We start from the raw sequence: 23,249 nt of genomic DNA on the forward strand, positions 1-23,249 counted from the left end.
TTTATCTGCCTTTATTTCGTTTAATGACTAAAGTTCTGTCACTGCTTACCGATACTGTCTTTTCTTCAATAAGTTACTAATACTTATTAATTATTATTTATCCAGGGTTAAGCATGTTCTTTAAAAACGTTAAAATTCGTACCAAGTTAACTATCGCATTTACAACATTGGTAATGTTAATTATGTTAGGTTCTAGTTTTGCATTAATAGGATTGAATAGTGCAAATCAAGATATTCATGATGTCGTTGACGATATCTATCCAGCCACAGTAAAAGCCAATTTGCTAATTAATAATTTCAATGAATTTATTATCTTTCAGCAACTCACCATGCTAGATGAGCAAGGAAGTTTAGCCTCTGAACAAGAGAGTAAAAAAGCTGAGATCACCGCCAAAGTTGCTCAATTACTAAAAGAGTTAGAAGAAACGGCTCACGATGATGAGTCAAAAAAAATACTCGCTGAAGTTTATGAGATCCGTCAGAAATATATCACCTCTCAAAATTTTGTAGTAAAAGCATTTAACGAAAATAATCGGCACGCCGCTGTTAATGAATTAATCACCAAAACAGCAGGTATTCAACTTATGTATCGCGATAAACTTTTGGAATTTATTGCGTTACAAAATCAAAAAATGAATGCGGCAGGTGAAGCTGTTGAACGCGATTTTATTGAGAAGAGAGTATTTTTAGTATTATTAACACTTATTAGCATTATTTTGGGTAGTGTTTTAGGGTGGTTTATTACGAAAGGCATTACTCGCCCGTTAGATGAAGCTGTGAACTTTGCTAAAGCGATTGCTAATGGTGATTTAACACAAGAAGTAAACACTAATTATCATGATGAAGCAGGAATGTTATTGCAAGCGCTTGCTGAAATGAAAAAACATCTATTAGATGTTGTGCAAAATGTACAAAACGGTGCTGAAAACATTTCATCTGCCGCTGAGCAGATCACAGCAGGTAGCCAAAATTTAGCAGCAAGAACAGAAGAACAGGCAACTTCCGTAGAAGAAACGGCAAGCTCAATGGAGCAAATGACGTCAACGGTTAAAAATACTGCAGAGCATACTCTTGATGCGATTAATGTTGCTGAAAAAACAGAAATTGCCGTCCATCATAATGGTGAAATGATGCTTCAGTTAACGGAAAAAATGAGAGCAATCAATAATTCATCATCTCAAATGACAGACATTATTAACTTGATTGATTCCATTGCTTTCCAAACAAATATTCTTGCACTTAATGCTGCGGTTGAAGCGGCAAGAGCTGGCGAACATGGTAAAGGTTTTGCCGTTGTCGCAAGTGAAGTCAGATTACTAGCACAAAAAAGTGCTGATTCAGCAAATGATATACGTACACTGATTGAAAATTCATCAACCCAAACACAAGAAGGGATGGATTTAGTGGAACAAGCCGAATTACAGATCCAAAAAATGATCACAGATGTTGAAGAAATCAGTGCATTATTACGAGAAATTGGACAAGCAAGTAATGAGCAAAGTGATGGTATTTCACAAATCAACAATGCCGTAAGCCAGCTTGATTCAACAACGCAACAAAATACAGGATTAGTGGAAGAGTCGGTTGCTGCCGCGGGTTCACTCAATGAACAGGCGCTCAATCTTAACAAATTAGTGAACTACTTCCAGATCACTCGCGCCTAATTCACGTTTATATTAACTTCATATAAAGGTCACTTAACGTCATATTTAAGTGGCCTTTATATCAACGCTCCTCTCAAGCAACCGTACAAAAATAATAAATTATTACTACAAGGCATACTTATTAGACACAACTGCCATGTAAAAATAGCCATTACACAGCTTCGATCCATCTTTAATTCCAATTTACAGTAACTAAAAAAGGAACCTAGCTCACACTTTGGTTCTTTTTTTATTTGTCATTTTATCAACGATGAAATACAGACAATTTTCCTAATATCAGACAGGTTGTTGTTAACTTTCCCATTCTTTTAGAAAAAAAATACGGTCTCAAATGTTAAATCCTAAAACATCACTAACATAATCGCTGATTTTTGTTATCAAAATAGGGCTATTTGATGATGGGTAGAATCTTTTCATCATTAATATTCCCACAATTAATTACCCACAATAATGCCATTAGTTGTGAAACAAATACTGATAACGAAAAAGGAAAAAAAGGAGCTATGGTTACTTTCCATCAAAAGAAAATACCTCATTAGAGATTATTACGTAGTTAACGCTACAATGATTATCTGTACACTCATTTTCGGTCACCTTTTTTCATCTTAATTATTTGTATGACAATTACCAAAGTGAAATTTGTATCTCTTCAAAAAATGAGCCCAATAACTTCAAAAATATTTCATTTTTTCCCTTTTCTTTAAAAATCCATTAAAACTCTCTAAAATGGTAAACAAACTGGTTTAATAAGGCATTCCCTATTATTAAAAATAAATATATTGTCTATTTTTTTGTGATAAAAAAATAAAAAATATAGTTATACCTTTTTTTCTATATGATCAAGATCACTCTATCTATACTATTATGTGAGTGAATTTAAAAAGAATCATTCTCATTTATTAATTATTCTTCTCATCAAGTATTTGTTATCTCTATGATTTGTATTACAAATAAAAATCTCATAAAACTGAACAATCATGCGACTTAAGCATCAAAAAGAAGTTAATCATTGATTATAAATTTACATTAAAAATTATTTAAACAGTTAATGCAAAAATATAAAATAAGTATAATTAAAAATAAAATAATAAATTAAAAAATAATTAAAATAAAAGCAAATAATATAAATAACTTTTAATTTAAAAATTAAACAATATAAAATAATAAAAATACAAATAAAAAACACTAAAAATTAAAAACAAAACAAAACAAATAATAAAAATAGAGTCATTGATAAAATCAAAATAAAAAACAATTAATATTTAACTTCAAACTATCACTAATAACGAAAAAATAAAATAAAAAAAAACAAAAAAACAATATTAAATTTATTACGAATGAAATTTAAACACTTTTAAAATAATTAAACAAAGAAAATTTAAAAAACAAAAAATAAATGAAATATAAATAAAAGATAATTTTTATTTTATTTACTAATAAAGTAAACACAATTACAATACATTAATTTATTTTAATATTCAGCGTGGTTATTATAGTTGTTTTTATCATAAAAAATGACATTTGCTGTCTACTTTCACTGTTCTGTTACATGACTGGAACCATCAATATCGTTCTTTTTTTCATCAAAAACCAATTTGATAACAACATTAATAACTCAATTACATTGATGAACATCAAAAAACTCGACAATTAACAAGCAAATAATGAGAAAAAAGGAATTTTTTTATATTTGTCACACAATTGATTTTATTCTATTACATCTCAATAAATATTCCCTACAATAGCCAACTAATCTAACCTGACAATTTCCTAAGTAATGATATCTTTCATTGTTTAGGTTAGTAACTATCTTTTTTTATTTATGATTTATCGTTTCAGCAAAGTAGAGCATTAATAAAACCTAGTACCCTACACAATTATATAATGACCAACTTATAGGTTTGCCAACGCAGTTATAAACGATAAAAATTGCAAACTTAAGGATAAAAATAATCATGTCAGACTATCTCTCATTCTTATTAGGTATAGTACCTTTAGCGGTTTTGATTTTTATGATCTTAAAAATGAAATCAGCCGTTCATCATGCCGTACTAGTTTCTTTAGTGATAACTGTTGCACTTGCTATTTTCCATTGGAACAACACCATTCAATTTGCCTCTGTTTCTGTGCTTTATGGCGCAATAAAAGGATTGTGGCCAATCATTATCGTGATCCTTGCTGCTATTTATAGTTATAACCTAATGTTAAAAACAGGGGGGATGGAAGTACTTAAAGATGTGCTTGCAGGAATAAGTGATGATAAACGAGTGCAAGTTTTGCTTATCTCATGGTGCTTTGGGGGATTTCTTGAAGCGGTTGCGGGGTATGGTACTGCAGTTGCCATTCCTATCGGTATTTTAATTGCACTTGGATTTGATCCTTTTAAAGCCGCTGTTGCCTCTTTAGTTGCCAATACCGTTCCTACTGCTTTTGGTGCAGTGGGTATCCCAGTTTCTATTTTGGCGCAAAACACTGGGCTTGATGTATTAGTGTTGAGTAAAACCATCATTATTCAGTTGGGATTATTCAATATCCTTTTACCTTTTGTCATCGTAGCCATTGCGGGTGGTGGCATTAAAGCAATTAAAGGTGTCGGATTTATTACCTTAATGTGTGGTATCAGTACACTAATCCCTCAATATATCGTTGCAGCCAATTTAGGTGCTGAATTACCGGCGTTTGCAGGTAGCTTAGTCAGCTTAATTGTCGTTATTTTCCTTGCTAAACGCATGAAAAACAGTGGTGACAAACAAAAAAATGTCAAAAAGCACACTGGAAAAGAGTTGTTAGTAGCAAGTTCTATTTATCTGTTTACCTTTATCTTTATTTTAGCATGTTCACCTTTATTTCCTGCGATACAAAGTATGGCGGGGGCTATTTCCACCAAGATCCCGTTTGTATTAAGTGAAACACAAACTGAATATCAAACCATTGCTTGGTTAAGCACACCAGGTGTGTTGATTATTTTAGCTAGCTTTGTAGGGGGAACCATTCAAGGTGCTAGCGTTTCAACACTTATCTCTGTGCTTGTTAAAACAACTATCCAACTGAAAAACTCGATTATTGCTATCACTGCAATTGTGGCAATGGCAACAGTCATGGATTTCAGTGGCATGATTGGCAGTATTGCTGAAACCTTGGTCGATTTTACAGGTGCAGGATTTATCTTTATTGCCCCAGTGATCGGTGCATTGGGAACATTTGTAACTGGCAGTGACACTAACTCCAACGTGCTATTTGGTAAATTACAAACCAGTGCTGCAGCTAAACTTAATATTGACCCATTCATTCTGGCTGCCGCCAATACCTCTGGCGCAACAGGCGGTAAGATGATCTCACCTCAAAGTATCGCCATCGCTGTTTCAGCGACAAAAATGGATGGCCAAAGCAGTGCCATTATGCGTGAAACCTTAAAATATTGTATCGCCTATATCGTTATTCTTGGGGCTAAGATCGGCATTATTTATCACTTAATGAACTAATTAATAAGGAAAAGGGAATGAGCTTATTCCATTCCCTTCTCCTCTTATAACGAAGCAATAAAAAGAATTTTATCTTTAGTAAAAATGACAACATCTGAGCGATGTTTTGGAGTTCGATTAATGAAAGTTAATTTTTATGCGACCTGTCTTGGTGATGTGCTGAAAGCAGATTCAGCCAGAGACACCGTCTTGTTACTTGAGAAATTAGGTTGCGAAGTACTATTTCAAGAGCGCCAAGGTTGCTGTGGTCAACCCGCACTTAATAGCGGTTATGTCAATAACGCAAAGCCTGCCATGAAATCGTTAATTGAAACATTAGAAGTAAATGACTACCCGATTATTTCCCCCGCTGGCTCCTGTACTTATGCCATAAAAGGCTACCCAACTTATCTTGCTGATGAACCACAATGGGCATTACGAGCACAAGGTGTTGCCGATCGTCTTATTGATTTAACCAGTTTTATTGTTAATACCTTGGGTGTTGTCGATGTTGGTGCCCGTCTTCCGGGTAAAGCGGTTTATCATCCATCATGCAGTTTAACCCGAAAACTGGGTGTTGTTAGTGAGCCTTTAACACTATTAAAACACGTTGAGGGTCTTGAAATGTTACCTTTTGCTAATTCAGAAACCTGTTGCGGTTTTGGTGGAACATTCTCTGTAAAAATGTCTGAAATTTCAGGCGAAATGGTAACCGAAAAAGTAAAACATATTATGGATGTTAGTCCTGATTATGTCATTGGTGCAGATACGAGTTGCTTAATTAACATACAAGGCCGTCTAAGCCGTGAAAAACGCCCTGTAAAAGTGTTGCACATTGCACAAGTTTTAATGAGCCAATAAGGGAGCCTGCTATGTCTATCAAAACCAGTGATATCGATTTCAGACCTCGCCTAGAACATGAAATGAAAGACACAATCATGCGTAATGCGGTCGTTATGGCACAAGAGCGCATTGGGGCTAACCGTCAAATCATGGTCAAAGAGCTGGGGGATTGGGAAGAATGGCGAGATCGCGCTGAACAAATCCGTAACCATGTTCTTGAAAATTTAGATGCTTATCTCTATCAATTATCTGAAAAAGTAACAGAAAACGGAGGTCATGTTTATTTTGCTAAAACAGCAGAAGATGCCTCTCGTTACATTTGTGACGTTGCCAAAAAGAAAAACGCGAAGAAGATCGTAAAATCTAAATCAATGGTCACCGAAGAAATTGGGATGAATAAAGCCTTACAAAATGAAGGCATTGAGATCATCGAAACTGACCTTGGCGAGTATATTCTTCAATTAGATAACGATCCACCATCTCACATCGTCGTTCCAGCAATCCACAAAGATCGTTATCAAATTCGCAAAGTCTTAAATGAAAAACTCAATTATGAAGGCAGTGAAACGCCTGAAGATATGACACTTTTCATTAGACAACGTATAAGACAAGATTTCCTCTCTGCTGATATTGGCGTTACTGGTTGTAACTTTGCGGTAGCTGAAACAGGCACAGTCTGTTTAGTCACCAACGAAGGTAATGCCAGAATGACCACCACGTTACCTAAAACCCATATTGCTGTTATGGGTATGGAGCGTGTGGCACCGACATTTGAAGAAGTTGATCCATTAATTACGATGTTATGCCGTAGCGCAGTTGGTTCTCGTTTAACCAGTTATAACACTTGGGTGACTGGTCCTCGTGAAGCCGGCAATGTTGATGGTCCTGAAGAATTCCATTTAGTAATTGTGGATAATGGCCGTTCTGAAATTTTAGGCTCACAATTTAAAGATATTTTACGCTGTATCCGTTGTGGTGCTTGCCTTAATACGTGCCCTGCTTATCGTAATATTGGTGGCCATGCTTATGGTTCAATTTATCCAGGTCCAATTGGTGCGGTCATTTCTCCACTACTAGGGGGTTATAAAGATTTCCACGATCTCCCTTACGCTTGTTCATTATGTAATGCATGTAATGTGGTTTGCCCAGTCAAAATTCCTTTAGCTCAGTTAATTTTAAAACATCGTCGAGTGATGGCTGAAACCGGTTTAACACCGAAAGCAGAACGCCGAGTCACAGGTATGTTTAACTACCTCAATTCACACCCCGCACTTTGGAAAGTGGGAATGAATGTTGGTGCGAAAATGGCGGGATTAATGATCAAAAATGGTTCTACACCAATCAAAATCAGTGTTCTTAATGATTGGATGGAGTCACGAGATCTCCCTAAACCGGATGGCTATAGCTTCCGTAGTTGGTTTAAACGCCATAAAGCAGAAGGAAAAAAATAATATGTTAAACGAACAAAACCGTAATGAATTTTTGCAAACTATTGCTGAAAAATTAGGGCGTCCAATTGCGCATAAACCGCAACCACAACCAACTCCAGTGAATAATTTAGCTAAAACACGTTTAGCTAATCTGAGTCAAGATGAATTGTGCAAAGAATTTACCGATTTTGCACAAACCCAAATGGTGAAATGTGTTGTTAGTAAACCAGAAGAGCTCATCAATAGCTTAATTGATCTCTGTGAAAGCTATGATTGTAAAGGCTCAGTGGTAATAAGTGGTGATGATCGCCTAAATGCACTAGGTGTAACAAATGCTATTAGTGAAAAATACGAAACCTATATTTGGAACCCAGAACTTGGTCATGAAAATATTATTCATGCGGAACGCTCTCAAATTGGAATTGTATTTGCAGAAGCGGGTCTGACTGAATCTGGAGGGATTGTCTTATTTTCTTCACCAGAAAAAGGACGTGCTGTTAGTTTATTACCTGAAACATCAATTGTTATTCTACGTAAAAGTGATATTTTGCCTCGAGTAGCTCAAATTGCTGAACGTTTACATAAAATGGCACAAGAAGGCGTAAGAATGCCGTCTTGTATCAATTTAATTGGTGGTGCAAGTTCTACAGCAGACATTGAATTGATTAAAGTATGGGGGGTTCATGGCCCTGTTCATGCGGCTTATTTGATCATAGAAGATTGTTAATTCAATATAAATCAACAATAAAAAGTACGATAACTAAATAACTTAAAGTCATGGTCAAAGGATTGACCAACATAAAAAGGTATATAACACCTTAGAATTACTGATAAAGTTCCCATTTTCAGATGGGAACTTTGATCTACACAATCAATGTGAATAACTTTTCTCAATTTTTTCAGCTCAATACATCACCTTCAACAACCCAATTTTCAAAGAATTTTCAATATTATTGACTGATAAGTTAATATCATATTAATACAAGTGTTACATCCTCCCTTTAATACTGATAAAAAATTCTTTCAAAAAAAGCTTATTATTTTAATATTTATACTATTAAAAAACATAAAATAATGTCTAGTTTGAAATCTGATATTAATAAAAACCACCTATTTATAATATTAATAATACTCTTGTTTTATTTATTCCATCATTAATAAAACATAAAGATATTTTAACTTTCAAAATATAAAAAGGTATTAAAAAATGAGAATATCACAAATAAATCAATCCCCTAGCATCAAAGACCCAGAAACGACAAAAACGACAAATATATTAATAAAAAACACTAATTTAAAAATGGGGAGTAATCAACAAAAAATAGAAACATTACGAGAGAAAATATTGTTAGATACCGAGCTAAGTAAAGAGATAATCAATGTCTTAGTTAATCATCTTATCGAAATTACAAACCAACAAATTAAGAACGAAAAAACAGAAGCTAATCTCTATTCAGAAAAACAAATCAAACTCTTAGGCACCAAAAAAAATAGTATTGATAATAACTTTAAGAAATTAGAAGAAAAACACCAAAAAGCATTTGAATTTACCACACAAAATACAGATGAAATCATACCTAAAATGAATAAAATTCATGACGAAACAATAAAATTAAAAGAAAAAATTATTGAAGAAGTTGATATTTATTTTAGCTCTGATGATAAAACTCTTCCAGATAGACTTGGAATTCAGAACTTATCAATGACCAAAATAAATAATTTATTAACAGCTACCAAAAATAAAGATAATTAATTTAAATAGTCGTTATCTTATTATTTCAATAAAGAAAGGTTAATAACCTTTCTTTATTTTAAATAGTATTTAATAATTTAAGTAATTACTCGACTATTTAATAGTTCAATGTCTTTTCTTTAAGATAAAATAATCTCAATGTAAATTACACCATTTTCCTTATCATACTGATAGAAAACCCGCTTTTTTTGCAGTAATCTCATGTCATTCTTATTGGCAAAATCGCCAGAAAATCATCCAATGGTATGAGCATAATGTTCTACAAATTTACACCTATCATTCTTCTGATAATTTCTAATATTTTTATGACGTTCGCTTGGTATGGTCATCTAAAATATGGCAATAAACCTCTGATCATCGTCATTCTTCTAAGCTGGTTGATCGCATTTGTTGAGTATTGTTTTGCTGTGCCTGCAAATAGAATTGGCCATAATTACTACAGCGCAGCAGAATTAAAGACCATACAAGAAGTGATCACATTAACGATTTTTGCTATTTTTTCTGTCACTTATTTAGGCGAAAATTTCACATTAAATCACTTTATTGGTTTTCTTTTAATGGGTGCAGGCGCCTTATTTATTTTTAAAGGCCCTTTTTAAGTCCCCTCTATAAATAAACAATATAGCTCATTTTTCAACCTTATTTGTCTATGCTTTTTTATGCCTTATCAAAAATGATAGGGCTTCTTTTTATTTAAAACCTCAATTTTTGATTATTTTTAATACTATCTGGGATGTGCTTTTTACAAGTGTTAAATAATAAAATCACTTATCATTAAGTCATATAGTCTACATAGCTATTTTTTACAAAATAATAGTCTATTTTGAAATAAATATATTCTGCATACAGAAACATTTCTCTTGAAAAATATTTTTCATTCGGCGCATAATGATTGCTCTAGGAGAAGCATCGTTTCTCTACCTTTATTTTTGCTTCTCTTAAACGACGGCACCTTTAAAACGTGCTTTTTGTCATTTTAACGTCAGATAAAATGGTATCTGGTATGAGCAAACATTCTAATGATTTTATTTATATGCAGGATAATCCCTGTATGCATTGTGGCGCTTGTTGTGCCTATTTTAGAGTTTCGTTCTATTGGGCTGAAATGGTGAGTGGAGGAGGAGTTGTTCCTGATGAGTTAACTGAGCCACTTACTCCTTTCCTCTCTTGTATGAAAGGCACAAATTCTAAAAAACCGCGCTGTGACAAACTTATTGGAGAAGTGGGTGAGTGTGTAAGTTGTTCTATTTACGAACAGCGCCCTTCCCCTTGTCGTGAGTTTCAACAATCTTGGGTAAATGGTGTTCCTAATGAAGCATGTGATCGTGCTAGAGCTGCTTATGGTCTACCACCATTAACACGCACTACGTTACCTCACTCTGCGTAAGACATCAGAGGGGTTAAGCCCCTCCTGATCATTTAACACTATCCAATCTATTTGTTTTTATAAAAAATAAAATTACATCACAAAAAATCATTATTAAATAATACGTTAGTTTGACTTTATTTTTAAATAACCTAATATATAAGGTAATGAATTAATAACGTGTCTTTTGTGAGGTTTTTTATTTAAAAATAGCAATAAATTTGGAGGGCATTATGATCAGTAGCTCTTTTTTTATCCTTTTCCTTTCTTTTATCTGTTCTACTGCTGTCGTTAGTATGTTACTCGGTGGCTTAGAGGAATAATTATGAATATTTCTGATGAAAATATTCTTTCCCAGAAATAATGCCCATACTTTACATAAAATTAGTATGGGCATTATTTTACTTATCGTTTAGTTTTTAGATTTATTTTGTTGTTATTACTTCTATTTTATTTTTTATAAAAATTAAAAGTTTCTATTTTCTCTAATACCTGTTTTTATTTAGTAAACAAAATGCCCCGTTATTTTCCATGAAAATAAAACATCTTCGGCAACTTGTCCAAAGCCAATATTATGCATGACAAGATAACGTTGATTGTCCCAACTTTTTTTATTTACCACGATACCAATATGAGGACGACCGTTGTCTAAACGCCAACTAACGATATCACCGGGTACATAATCTCCTGCATTTTTGGTAATAGGCTTTACTTTGCCTTTTCGTGAGAAAAAAACCTCCAAATTAGGCACTCTACGGTGATCTATATTTGTATCTGGCTTATTCAATCCCCACATCCGTTTACTCGGATAAGCTGAAAAATTTGCCTTAATATCTTCATGCAGTAATTTTTGTAGATCGATATCAATTCCACGATAACTACGAATAATAACGTCGCTACAAACCCCTTTATAAGCAGGAACATCACCATTTGGGTAATCTATTTTGCGATAATCAGAGTCATAGATTACGGCTCTTGGTAAATCAGCGGCATATTCCACCAGCTTTTTATTTTGCTCTGCCGTTATTGCTTTGGCACTTGAAAAAGGAATAATCAATAGAAGCAAAAAGCTGGGTACCGTTATTTTCATTATATAATCTCCATGAAAAGTTAAATCCATTATCTTTAAAGAAGGGATTGGGTGATCTGTTTATACTGATAAAACACAGTATAAAAATATAAGTGGAATCTTAATTCATTTTTAAATATAACATAAAAAAACCGAGCTACTTTTTACAGTAAGCTCGGCTGATAATAAAATGAAAGAGAAAAAGATCAAAGTAAGAGAAATTGTTAGTTCAACACAATATGGCTTTTGCGCCGTAAGCTGGCAAAAAGCATATAAATCGCTGTCACTAATAACACCACAAAGAAGAAGTTCATAATGCCATTATTAGCAGCTTGAGCCATAAACATTCCTGCACCTAAAGGTCCAATGGCAGAACCAATGCTATAACTTAATAACATGACTTGTGTGATTGCAACAATATAGCTTGCATTAACATGATCACACGCCAAAGTGATAGCGATAGGATAAAGTGCAAAAGAAGACATTCCCAATAACGCCAGTGCTATTATAAGCACCATATAATCGTTAGAAAGATAAGTCAGCCCCATAGCAAACACGCCCACTAAACACATCATCGCTAATAACAACGTTTTGCTGATAGCCACAGACAACTTACTAATAACAGGCTGAATTACCATTCCACCTAAAATAATTGCTGCCATCAACACACCTATTTGGTCTGTTGTAAATTGCCCTTGGTTTAATGCTAAGGGCATCATGCCATAAATGCTGCCCATCACCACACCAGAGACCATACAGCCCACTAAAGCGGCTTTATTTAAACGGCGCATTTGTTTAAGTGATAAACTTTTATGGTCATGCCCTTGGGGTTGCCCTTGTTTAAAAAACAGAGGCGGCAATACTGCAATTAATAACAAGGCTAATACCGTCATAAACGGAATTGCACCTTGTGTGCCAATTGCACCAATCGCTAACTGTCCTAATGTTGTGCCACCATACAGCGAGGTCATATAAAAACCTAAGCGTTTAGCCCGCTCTTTAGGATTATCGCCAATTAATAACCATGACTCGACCACAACAAAAATACCAGCAACCGCCATACCACCAATAAAACGAAAAACCATCCATGCTGATAAATAAGGCATTAAAGGTAATATACCGACAGTCACTGCCAGTAATAATAAAAATACGACGAAAGAAAGACGATGCCCTATTCTTGCAATAATAGGTTCTATCATCACTGAACCTATTAATAATCCGATAAAATAAATACTTGCTAACCAGCTAGCATAGAGTGTATCCATTCCAAAACTGTCCATAGACAGTGGAATTAAACTCATTAAATAGCCTGACGCGATAGCAAATACCGTTAACCCAGCTACAGGTACTAGTGTACTGTCGCCTTGATGTACCAAAGTAGTGTTCTGTTTCACTACCCTCGTCTCCACAATCAAAACGGTTGATAATGCGCTGTTTTCTCGATGCCTGATAGAGGCAATTCTTTTATCTAGGAAAGATAAAAGAAACTAAGGTGAAAACAGTGGATGGCGTCCCTAAATTCAGGAGACGCGAATATAGCGCTTAAACTGCCATAAATAAAATTATAAAATCTAATGCCAACAAACAATTTTATTTATATCAATCACGATTATCGTCTTTTCCTACAAAAAAGAAATAGCTTGGTTAAGATATTTATTTTAATAAAAAGATAAGTCTTTTTTATTAAAATTATTACGGATAAATACGTATTCGGTAAAATAAAAAATTGTTATAGCTACCCTATTGTTATCGAATAGGATAGCTAAACTTAAAGAAGTTATGGTGTTTATTTCATGCTTTTTTCTAAAGCAATATTGATGGCATCAGGAATTGAACCACCATGGCCTTTACCTTCAAATAGATAAAATTCACACTGTTTTCCTTCATCCAATAAATATTGGCATAACTGGCGTTGCGTTAACCAACTACTGCGCTCTTGATAATTTTTTTGTTGTTCTTCACTTAATTTACTTAAATCTGGTTTTTCTTCTCTTTCACCTAGCGTTATTGCAATGGAAATGTCATTAGGAATAGCCTGCCATTGCTCTTTTTTTACCCACTCACCGTTTCCCCACCATAAAGAAGGGCTTGCTGCTATATAACGTTGAAATGTATCTGGATGATTAAATAAAACGTACAACGTAAATACACCACCAAAAGAGTGACCAAAAAGAGATTGCTGGGTAACTGAAATATTCTCTTTCGCAAGTTGTTCAAACACATAAGGCCTGACTTGCGCTAGGATAAAATGATAAAAACTCTCTGCATTTCCACCACCGCCAAATGCCTCACCTTTTACACTTGGCGTATAATCATGCGTTCTTTCTGTAATAAAATAGGCCTTATCTCCCACATAGCCCACACTAATAATCGCAGGTAATGGGCTATTTTTTTGTTTTATGGCTTCATTGACCATCAATGGAAATTGCGCATTACCATCAACACCATAAATTAATGTGGTCTTTGTTGTATTTTTAGGTACAGCAAGAAAAAGGCGATATTGTTTGCCTTCATAAGCGACTTCTTTTTGTGTGATTTGATAATAAGATTGTGCTTGATCTTCAATCTTAGGCACTTCTTGGTTTGGTCTGGCTTGAGCAACCGCAGATAACATAATCATTCCACATAACATTAGTATTCGCATAAATCAGATACTCTGTCAGTAATATAAAAAGGTGAACAGTTAAACTGAAAATAATAGAAAGTGATAAAAAAATAAACCCCATATAAATACGGGGTTTATTTCAATTTAGACTCAATTAGAAACTATATTTAATGTTCGCCCAATAACGACGTCCTTCATCAACTACCCAGTTACCGCCTTTATCATTCACAGCAGGGCCTGTTTCATCTGTAATATTTAATACCGCAAAGTTAAACATGGTATTTTTATTAAAGTTGTAGGTCATCCCTAAATCAAAGGTTGTGTAGCCACTACGATAACGCGCACCTGTGTAACCATTACGTTGAGCTGCCCAAATTTGTTTGCCCGTATAAGCCGTATTGGCATAAAAACTGGTCGCTTCATCAAACTGCCAATCAACACGCGCGTTGGCACTGTGTTTAGGTGTTAAATCTAATGGATAGCCTTTTAGTGATTCACCAGAGCCTAGTTTTTCATCATCACTTTTACGTTCTGAATCAATATAGGTGTAGTTAGCATTGACATGCCAGCTTTCTGTAATTGGGAAACCAACCGCAGTTTCAATCCCTTTAATATTGGCTTTACCCACATTATCGTATTGGTACAGTTTTAAACCTGTAATTGGATCTATTTCACCTGAGTCATAGTTCGTTAACTTATCTTTAAAATCAGTATTAAAGAAAGTCACACTCGCAGTCACACCATCCCCATTATCATAACCAATACCAATTTCTTGGCTGACTGATGTTTCAGGTTTTAAATCACGATTACCGTACATAATTGCACGGCCTTTTTCTGTTGAAGTGCCATATTCAGGGCTAATTTCACGCAGGCGTGGCGCTTTAAAAGCTTTCGCCACGCCCCCTTTTAAGGTGAATTCATCCGTTAAATGATAAACGGCATAGGCTCTTGGGCTCCAATGATTACCGTAATACTCGTGATCATCAAGGCGCACACCGCCGGTTAACGCGAGATTGTCTGTTACGCTATATTCATCTTCAAGGAATAACGCTTTTTGATCCGCTGTAATAGTGGATTGTTTAATGCCTGAGCCAGTAGATGATTCATCTTTTAAGCGCGAGTATTGATATTGACCACCAAAGGTCATCACGTTATCAGGTAAAAATGCAGTAAATTTCGCATCAAAAACGGTGTTAGTGATTTCAGGACGACGATCTTCGTAATACTCTTCACGCTCCTTCGTCGTTTTATCAATCATTTCTGTTTTGGTAATACGCTTAGTTTGTTCTTGATACACACTTAATTCTGAATGCAGAATATCAAACTGATTTTTATAAGTTAATGCCCAGTGATTACGGTCATTATTGGTTTCTAACATTTTATTTTCATCCGCTTTGTCACCACGGATAGTAAATTCACTCATGGATTTACCCGGAGTCGTTGTACGTTGTAACGTATTGCGGCCTGCTTCTAATAAAATGGTTTGATTATCAGTTGGTGTAAATGCCAATTTCGCCGTAATGTTTTTATTGTCATTACGACCTTGGCCATAAGTAATTTTATCTTCTGCACGTAAGTAGCTACTGCCGTAAAGCTGTAAGCCTAGTTTATCTTCAATTAAAGGCCCTGAAAGATAAAAATCACCATTAATAGAATCGCCAGCATCACGGTTATGTTGCAACGTACCGCCAAGTGCAACAGAGCCATGCCACTCTTTTGTTACTGGTTTGGTGATGATATTGATAACACCACCCATTGCATCAGAGCCATATAGTGATGACATTGGTCCGCGGATAACTTCTATGCGTTCGATCGCATCTGCGGGTGGAATAAAGCCACCTTCATAACCACCACTCCCATTTGGGCGCGACTCGCGGCTATTTTGACGGCGGCCATCAACTAAAATAAGCGTGTATTCACCTGGCAAACCACGCATCGTGATTTCTTGTTTATTGGCATTACCGTTAATGCTAACACCTTCAACCCCTTTTACAGCATCAGCTAAATCATGAACCGGTTTCTTTGCAAGTTGTTCTTTGCTAATCACGGTGATACTTGCTGGTGCATCTGTAATTTGTTGAGCAAACCCTGATGCTGATACAACAAGTTTTTCTTCTTTATTTTCTTGTGCATACAGCGGGTAAGAGGCAGATAAAATACAGGCTGTTAAAACACCCATTTTAAAGTTCATAGTGGTTCCCTGAAATTATAACAGTTATAGTAATGAGAATGATTAATATTATCTTAATCAAATATTCATGAGAATGATTTTCTTTTCATATTTAGTGTTTTTTTTTAATCTGTATCAAAGTAAATCAGCACCATTTTCGCTAGGCCACTTTGTAAACAATTTCAGATGTAAAAAAGCAGAAGGTATTAACCCTCTGCTTTCTTCTTTTGTAGGATATTTTTAGATTTAACGGATCAACAAATCATCACGCTGTTATTACCAGAACACAGCATAAAGTACACATAATATAACCATGATGGCATAGGAAGCGATGTTGAATCCGCTTTGTGTTTTAAAGGTTTTATCTGTTAATGCAATCGCCCCTACGCTGTCATCTGTTTTCGTTGAGGTTAAGCTCACTAAACCAATCACGACAGTTGTAAACATAAAGGTGTACATCATTTGATCAAGGAATGGCATACCTAAAGGCATTAATTTTAGGAATAGAGCAAATGGTATAGATAAAACCACACCAATAATTGCACCTTTTGCGTTTGTTTTTTTCCAGAATAAGCCTAATAGGAATACAGCTAAAATACCTGGGCTTACTAAGCCAGTATATTCTTGAATATATTGGAATGCCTGATCGATACCACCCAATAATGGTGCGATAAAACAAGCAATAATCAGAGCAACAACCGCACTAATACGCCCCACATTCACTAAGCGTGTTTCAGAAGCTTTAGGTCCAACATATTCTTTATAAATATCCATCGTGAAAATAGTCGCGATAGAGTTAAGCATGGATGCTAAAGACGAAACAATAGCCGCCGCAAGTGCTGCAAAAACAACGCCTTTTGCACCTACAGGCAAGAACTGTGTTAACCAAGGATAGGCTTTGTCAGCTTGTGCTAGCGTTGGAATATGCTGTGGAGCCATTGTGCCTAACCCTGCCATTAAGTCTGGATTAGTAGTAATAACAAATGCAGCAATCCCCGGAACAACGACAAGAACAGGAACAATTAATTTTAAGAATGCGGCAAACACTAGCCCTTTTTGCGCTTCATTTATAGATTTAGCAGCCAAAGCACGCTGAATAATGTATTGGTTAAAACCCCAATAATAAAGGTTAGCAACCCATAAACCACCAATTAGCACAGCAATACCCGGTAAGTTCATAAACTGCGGATTATCTTTTTCTAAGATCATTTTAAAGTGATCGGGCGCGGCTTGTGTCATTTTACTTAAGCCTTCCATGATCCCGCCATCACCACCGATATAGCTGACAGCTAATACCGTAGTAAATAAACCACCGAGAATAAGGAAGAATACTTGCACCACGTCTGTCCACGCAACGGCAGAAAGGCCACCATAAAGTGAATAAACAACGGCAAATAATGCCAAACCAATAATGGCATACATCATTGGTACACCTAAAATGGTTTCTAGTGCCAATGAGCCTAAATAAAGTACAGATGTTAAGTTAACAAAGATAAATAATGCGAGCCAGAATACTGCGAGGATCGTTTTTAGGTTACGGTTTTTAAATCGATTCTCAACAAATTCAGGAATGGTATAAATACCTTTTTCGATAAATACAGGTAAAAAATACTTCGCCACAATAATCAGTGTCAGTGCAGCCATCCATTCATAAGAAGCGATAGCAAGACCAATGGAGAAACCAGAACCTGACATACCAATAAATTGTTCTGCTGAAATATTAGCGGCAATAAGCGAAGAACCAATTGCCCACCAAGGAAGGGTTTTACCTGCTAAGAAATAGTCCTTTGTTCCTTTTTTCTCACCATCCTTTGAACGAGAAACCCACAATCCTAGACTAATAATGATGACAACATAGAGGGCAAAAATTGCATAGTCTATTGTGCTTAATCCAACACCTTCTGTATGCATAATATTTTCCTTTCAGACCCATAGAGAGAATAGATTTTTAATGTAAACGTTTTCACAATCTTTTTCCGTTACTCCCTTCACAATTTTGTCGCTTATGTTACGTAAATGCATCTAAAAATAAAAAACAAACGATTACCATGACGAGTAAAGCCAAATTTTCACTAAAAACCCTCTCTTAATATTTATCCAAGAAGAAAGTATCTTAAAATAAAATTTAAAAAAACATTAAAATGATAACGATTACACAGATTAAGTAAGAATGGCTTTTAAGGTGATGATGATCCTCATTAAGAGGATCGACAATATTATAAAAATAAGTGGTGTGGTTAAGAGAGATGGCTAAGATTAAAAACAGAATTACGTTGAACTAAAGTAGGTGAAAAAATACGTTGTTTTTGTTCGAGGACTTCACCTTTAGATAGTCTAATAGCCAACGTAGCAGCCTGTTCGGCCATCATTTGTACCGGATAACGCACGGTTGTTAAGCGAGGATGGATATAACGAGCAATTAATACATCATCAAAACCAATAACAGAGATTTTTTCAGGTACAGGGATCTCATTTTCATCGAGAACAGACAAAGCACCAGCAGCCATAAAATCGTTGTAAGTCACTACGGCTGTAAAATCGATTGATTTCGTTAACAGGTGCATCATTGCTTTTTCACCGCCTTCACCTTCAGGCTCACCATACTCAATATAACTTTCGGGCAATATGATGTTATTGGCTTCAAGAGCAGCCTTATAACCCGCAAGGCGTTGAGTAGTATCCTCAATATGATGCGTGGAAGAGATATAAGCAATCTTGGTGTGCCCTTGGCGAATAAGATGTTCTGTTGCCATCCATGCCCCTTTGTAATTATCTAAAGCGACACAGCGTTCCGCAATTTCAGGAATAAAGCGGTTAATCAGTACCATACTTTTGACTTCATGAGCATAAGCTAGTAATTCTTCATCAGAGAGTGCTTTTGAGTGGATCACTAAACCATCACAGCGACTATTAATTAGCAACTCTATAGATTGACGTTCGTCTTGTGCATCATGATAGCCATTACACACCAAAATATGTTTTCCCGCTTGTCTTGCCACATTATCAACCGCTTTCACCAATGTGCCAAAAAAGGGATCAGAAACATCATGGACTAAGACACCTAAAGTTTGTGTACTTTGACTGACCAATGCTCTAGCCGCTGCATTAGGTCGATAACCTAGTTTTTGCATTGCCGCATTAACTGTTTCTACTGATGTCTTACTTGCTTTCGGCGAGTTATTAATGACTCTTGACACCGTAGCAACAGAAACTCCCGCTTCTTTTGCTACATCTTTGATAGTCGCCATATCCACCTCATGGATCACCTTTCTTCATTATCAAAAAATAACGGGTTGTTAATCTAAGACTAAAGAAAAAAGGAAATAATAAAATTTAAGTGGCTTGATTATCAGCGAAGAAGTGAAATTTAAAAAGTAAAAAGATCAAATAAATAGTGAAAAGGAAAGCGTTTACACTTTCCTTTTATTGTTAAGAGTAAAACTTATAGATAGTTTGGCTATTCCATGGCGTATTCGCAGGTAAAACACCTTGATTTTCATGCCATTCAGGATGATTCGGCCCATCAGGAAAGTATTGTGTCTCTAAAGCTAATCCAGAATAATTACCATAACGGCGACTTTTTCCTTTTATTCCAGCTAAAAAGTTACCTGTATAGAATTGAATAGAAGGCAGAGTAGTAAAAACATCCATTTTAAGCTCGCCTTCAGGTGCAATGACTGTTGCAATAGGTGCTTTATCGTCGATAGCCTGTTTATCTAAAATAAATGCATGATCATAACCACTCGCTGCTTTTTGACACTCATCAACCATAAAATCAAGACCAATGCGTTTTAATTTACCAAAATCAAATCCTGTTCCTACAACGCTCACAAACTCTCCAGTAGGAATATTGCCTTCGCCATTTTTCAAATAATGAGAAGCGCAGATTTTTAAATCGTGCTCAAGCGCTGTGCGTTCAGTGTGTTCACCTGCAAGGTTAAAATAGGCATGGTTAGTTAAACTAAGTGGCGTGGTTTTATCACTTATTGCCTGATAATCGATACAAACTTCATTATTATCAGTGAGTGTATAAGTCACACTAGCTTTGAGTGTACCGGGAAAACCTTGGTCACCATCATTTGAAATCAATGAAAAGGTCACTGATTGAGATGATTGTGCCGTGATCCCCCAACGACGATGACTGAAGTTTTGTTTACCACCATGTAATGTGTTTTTACCTTCATTAGCACTGATTTGATATTCTTGCCCTTCTAATACGAATTTTGCACCAGCAATACGATTGGCAAAACGCCCTACTGTGGCCCCCAAATAAGCTGTTTGCTGTTTATGGGTATTCATATCTGCAGAGCCTAACAAAACATCTCGACGGTATCCATTAACAGGTACAATACAAGTTAACCAAGTCGCACCAATATCCATTAAAGAAATCGACATACCAAAACGATTTTTAAGCACGACCACTTGTGCAGGATTTCCGTCTGATGCAGGTTGTGCAGTCATTTGTTCTGGCTCTAGAAATCGAATTTCATTAGTCGCCATTATTTTGCCTCCGAATAGCCCGCCCCTTGGCTTGCAGAGCAGACATAAATAGTTTCTTTCAACCCTGTTAAGGCTTCATATTGCGCTTTAACAGAGTCAACGACCTTATCCACTAAATCTGGTGTCACTAATGCTACGACACAACCGCCAAATCCACCACCAGTCATTCTCACACCACCACGATCACCGATCACCGATTTCACGATTTCAACCAATGAATCAACCTCTTTGACTGTGATTTCAAAATCATCACGCATTGAGTGATGTGATTGCATCATTAATTGACTCAATGTGGTTAAATCACCACGACGTAAAGCTTCTGCAGCATCTAATGTACGACTATTTTCAGTAATAACATGGCGTGCCCGACGATAAACCACATCACTCATTACTGCTTTTTTAGCGAGTAGATCCTCTAATGTGGCATCTCTTAATGCAGTCACATTTAAAATATGAGCAACCTCTTCACACTGTTGGCGACGGGTATTGTATTCGCTATCAACTAAGCCACGCTTTTTATTGGTATTGATAATCATCACAACCATATTTTCGGGCATCGTTACGGCTGACGTTTCTAGTGAACGACAATCGATTAATAGTGCATGATTTTCTTCACCACAAGCCGAAATAAGCTGATCCATAATGCCACAGTTACAGCCAACAAATTGGTTTTCTGCTTTTTGGCCATTTAATGCAATCTCTTTTTGGCTAATAGGTAATTGATAAAGTGTTTTAAGCGTTTGACCAATAGCCACTTCTAACGCAGCGGAGGAGCTTAATCCCGCGCCTTGAGGGACATTTCCTGATATTGCGATATCCATACCATGAAAAGAATAATTGTCTTTTTGTAGAAAATGAATAACACCCCGAACATAATTCGCCCACATTTTATTAGGTAAAAATTCAATGGTGTTATCGAGGCTAAATTCATCAACCTCATTTTGGTAATCAACTGCAATCACTCGAATAATGTTATCTTCTCGTTTTGCTGCGGCGACGACCATTTGATAATTAATAGCACAAGGTAAAACAAAACCATCATTATAATCAGTGTGTTCACCAATAAGATTTACTCTTCCTGGCGCTTGAATAAAATGTGTAGGCGCATAACCAAAAATAGATGTAAATGAACGAGTCACATTATTAATAAGTGCCTGCATAATAAATCCTTAGCTTAAAATTAAGTAATAAAATCCCACCACATCATTATGTAAATAATGAGATGTTTGGTTTAATTTATTTGGTGCGCAAAAAGCAGATTAACTAAAATACCTTGCCATATTGCAGGTTATTAACGTTGCTCTTTATAATGAATGTCACTTAATTGACGTAAATTATTTGCCGCTTGTTCTGGTGTTAGGTCTCTTTGCGATTCCGCCAGCATTTCATATCCCACCATATATTTACGCACAGTGGCTGAACGTAATAATGGCGGGTAATAAAGTGCATGTAATTGCCAATGATCGGTATTTCTGCTGTCTTTAAAAGATGGCGCAAAATGCCACCCCATTGAATAAGGGAAAGAGCAATGAAATAAATTGTCATAACGGCTGGTTAGTTTTTTCATTGCAATAGCCAGATCATCGCGTTGAGCGCTATTTAACTCATTCATTCGACGAATATGCGTTTTAGGTAATAACATTGTTTCATAAGGCCAAGCTGCCCAATAAGGCACTATTGCCAGCCAATGCTCAGTTTCAACAACGGTTCGGCTTGCGTCTTTACATTCAGCATCAACATAATCAATTAATAAATTACGCCCGTATTTTTCAAAATACGTTTTCAAATGTGTATTTTTTTTCGCTAGTTCATTAGGTAAGAAATCACTCGCCCAAATTTGCCCATGAGGATGCGGTTGGGAACATCCCATTGTTTCACCTTTATTCTCGAACACTTGAACCCAAAGGTATTCTTTACTGAGCTCTTCTATTTGGTTATCCCAAGTATCGACAATTTTACGTAAGCTACTTAAAGGCAATTCAGGTATTGTTTTTCCATGATCAGGCGAAAAACAGATAACGCGACTAATTCCTCTTACTGCTTGTGTTTGAAATAAAGGATTTGATGAAGGATCAACATCATATTCATCTTGTAATAACGCGGAGTGATCGTTATTAAAGACATACGTTCCGGTATAATCTGGATTTTGATCACCAGAAACACGTATATTATTTGGGCACAAATAACAATGCGGATCATAAGAGGGAAGGGTCGCAATCTGAGGTTTTTCATCTTTACCATTCCAAGGTCGTTTCGCTCTATGAGGTGAAACCAAAATCCACTGATCAGTGAGTGGATTATAGCGACGATGAGGATGTTCAACAGGATCAAAAATCAGTTTTGACATAACCTTCTCTCTTATTTATTCAAGATTATCTGAATACTGTA

17 protein-coding genes are annotated in these 23,249 nt (G+C 35.7%); 8 read left to right on the forward strand and 9 right to left on the reverse strand.

What is annotated here, in order from left to right; all coding sequences use genetic code 11:
- The first annotated feature begins 113 nt into the window (after nt 1-113).
- The 8 genes from GWI68_RS15235 (at nt 114) to GWI68_RS15270 (ending at nt 10,538) form a co-directional block, all read left to right on the forward strand.
- On the forward strand, nt 114-1,664 hold the full coding sequence (locus GWI68_RS15235) for a methyl-accepting chemotaxis protein (protein WP_166540824.1): 1,551 nt from the start codon (nt 114-116) through the stop codon (nt 1,662-1,664).
- A 1,955-nt stretch (nt 1,665-3,619) separates the two neighbouring features.
- On the forward strand, nt 3,620-5,146 hold the full coding sequence (locus GWI68_RS15240; RefSeq protein ID WP_109407390.1) for an L-lactate permease: 1,527 nt from the start codon (nt 3,620-3,622) through the stop codon (nt 5,144-5,146).
- Nucleotides 5,147-5,266: 120 nt separating this feature from the next.
- Entirely contained in the window at nt 5,267-5,986 is a 720-nt protein-coding gene (locus GWI68_RS15245) for a (Fe-S)-binding protein (protein ID WP_099659343.1), read from the forward strand.
- Between the two features lie 11 nt (nt 5,987-5,997).
- Nucleotides 5,998-7,419, forward strand: coding sequence for a LutB/LldF family L-lactate oxidation iron-sulfur protein (locus tag GWI68_RS15250; RefSeq protein ID WP_166540825.1), 1,422 nt, complete (start codon nt 5,998-6,000; stop codon nt 7,417-7,419).
- 1 nt (nt 7,420) lies between these two features.
- Nucleotides 7,421-8,125: a lactate utilization protein C gene (locus GWI68_RS15255; RefSeq protein WP_166540826.1), complete on the forward strand. Its 705-nt coding sequence runs from the start codon at nt 7,421-7,423 to the stop codon at nt 8,123-8,125.
- A 480-nt stretch (nt 8,126-8,605) separates the two neighbouring features.
- Complete coding sequence (locus tag GWI68_RS15260) at nt 8,606-9,151, forward strand: hypothetical protein (protein ID WP_166540827.1); 546 nt, start codon at nt 8,606-8,608, stop codon at nt 9,149-9,151.
- Nucleotides 9,152-9,405: 254 nt separating this feature from the next.
- Entirely contained in the window at nt 9,406-9,750 is a 345-nt protein-coding gene (locus tag GWI68_RS15265) for a DMT family protein (protein WP_166540828.1), read from the forward strand.
- 404 nt (nt 9,751-10,154) lie between these two features.
- Nucleotides 10,155-10,538, forward strand: coding sequence for a YkgJ family cysteine cluster protein (locus GWI68_RS15270; RefSeq protein WP_109407394.1), 384 nt, complete (start codon nt 10,155-10,157; stop codon nt 10,536-10,538).
- Between the two features lie 481 nt (nt 10,539-11,019).
- On the opposite strand, the gene GWI68_RS15275 is transcribed toward GWI68_RS15270, so the two are convergent.
- The 9 genes from GWI68_RS15275 to GWI68_RS15315 all read right to left on the reverse strand — a co-directional run bounded on the left by GWI68_RS15275 (nt 11,020) and on the right by GWI68_RS15315 (nt 23,208).
- A complete protein-coding gene (locus GWI68_RS15275) occupies nt 11,020-11,607 on the reverse strand; it encodes a DUF1287 domain-containing protein (protein ID WP_243733412.1) in 588 nt (195 codons plus the stop codon).
- Between the two features lie 203 nt (nt 11,608-11,810).
- A complete protein-coding gene (locus GWI68_RS15280) occupies nt 11,811-12,980 on the reverse strand; it encodes an MFS transporter (protein WP_166540830.1) in 1,170 nt (389 codons plus the stop codon).
- Between the two features lie 392 nt (nt 12,981-13,372).
- The gene (locus tag GWI68_RS15285; RefSeq protein ID WP_227335818.1) at nt 13,373-14,230 is read right to left on the reverse strand and encodes an alpha/beta hydrolase-fold protein; all 858 of its coding nucleotides are present in this window, start codon (nt 14,228-14,230) and stop codon (nt 13,373-13,375) included.
- A 115-nt stretch (nt 14,231-14,345) separates the two neighbouring features.
- Complete coding sequence (locus tag GWI68_RS15290; protein WP_166540831.1) at nt 14,346-16,382, reverse strand: IreA family TonB-dependent siderophore receptor; 2,037 nt, start codon at nt 16,380-16,382, stop codon at nt 14,346-14,348.
- 255 nt (nt 16,383-16,637) lie between these two features.
- Entirely contained in the window at nt 16,638-18,272 is a 1,635-nt protein-coding gene (locus GWI68_RS15295) for a sodium/sugar symporter (RefSeq protein WP_166540832.1), read from the reverse strand.
- Between the two features lie 326 nt (nt 18,273-18,598).
- Nucleotides 18,599-19,609: a substrate-binding domain-containing protein gene (locus GWI68_RS15300; RefSeq protein ID WP_109407551.1), complete on the reverse strand. Its 1,011-nt coding sequence runs from the start codon at nt 19,607-19,609 to the stop codon at nt 18,599-18,601.
- A 181-nt stretch (nt 19,610-19,790) separates the two neighbouring features.
- Nucleotides 19,791-20,861 carry a galactose-1-epimerase gene (gene galM, locus GWI68_RS15305; RefSeq protein WP_166540833.1) on the reverse strand — a complete coding sequence of 357 codons (1,071 nt, stop codon included), beginning with the start codon at nt 20,859-20,861 and terminating at the stop codon, nt 19,791-19,793.
- Nucleotides 20,861-22,021, reverse strand: a complete 1,161-nt coding sequence (galK, locus tag GWI68_RS15310; protein WP_166540834.1) for a galactokinase — start codon at nt 22,019-22,021, stop codon at nt 20,861-20,863. The genes galM and galK overlap by 1 nt, the downstream gene beginning before the upstream one ends.
- 131 nt (nt 22,022-22,152) lie before the next feature.
- The gene (locus GWI68_RS15315) at nt 22,153-23,208 is read right to left on the reverse strand and encodes a UDP-glucose--hexose-1-phosphate uridylyltransferase (RefSeq protein ID WP_166540835.1); all 1,056 of its coding nucleotides are present in this window, start codon (nt 23,206-23,208) and stop codon (nt 22,153-22,155) included.
- Nucleotides 23,209-23,249 lie beyond the last annotated feature (41 nt).

The sequence above is a fragment of the Proteus sp. G2669 genome (assembly GCF_009915245.1).
Classification (GTDB): Bacteria; Pseudomonadota; Gammaproteobacteria; order Enterobacterales; family Enterobacteriaceae; genus Proteus.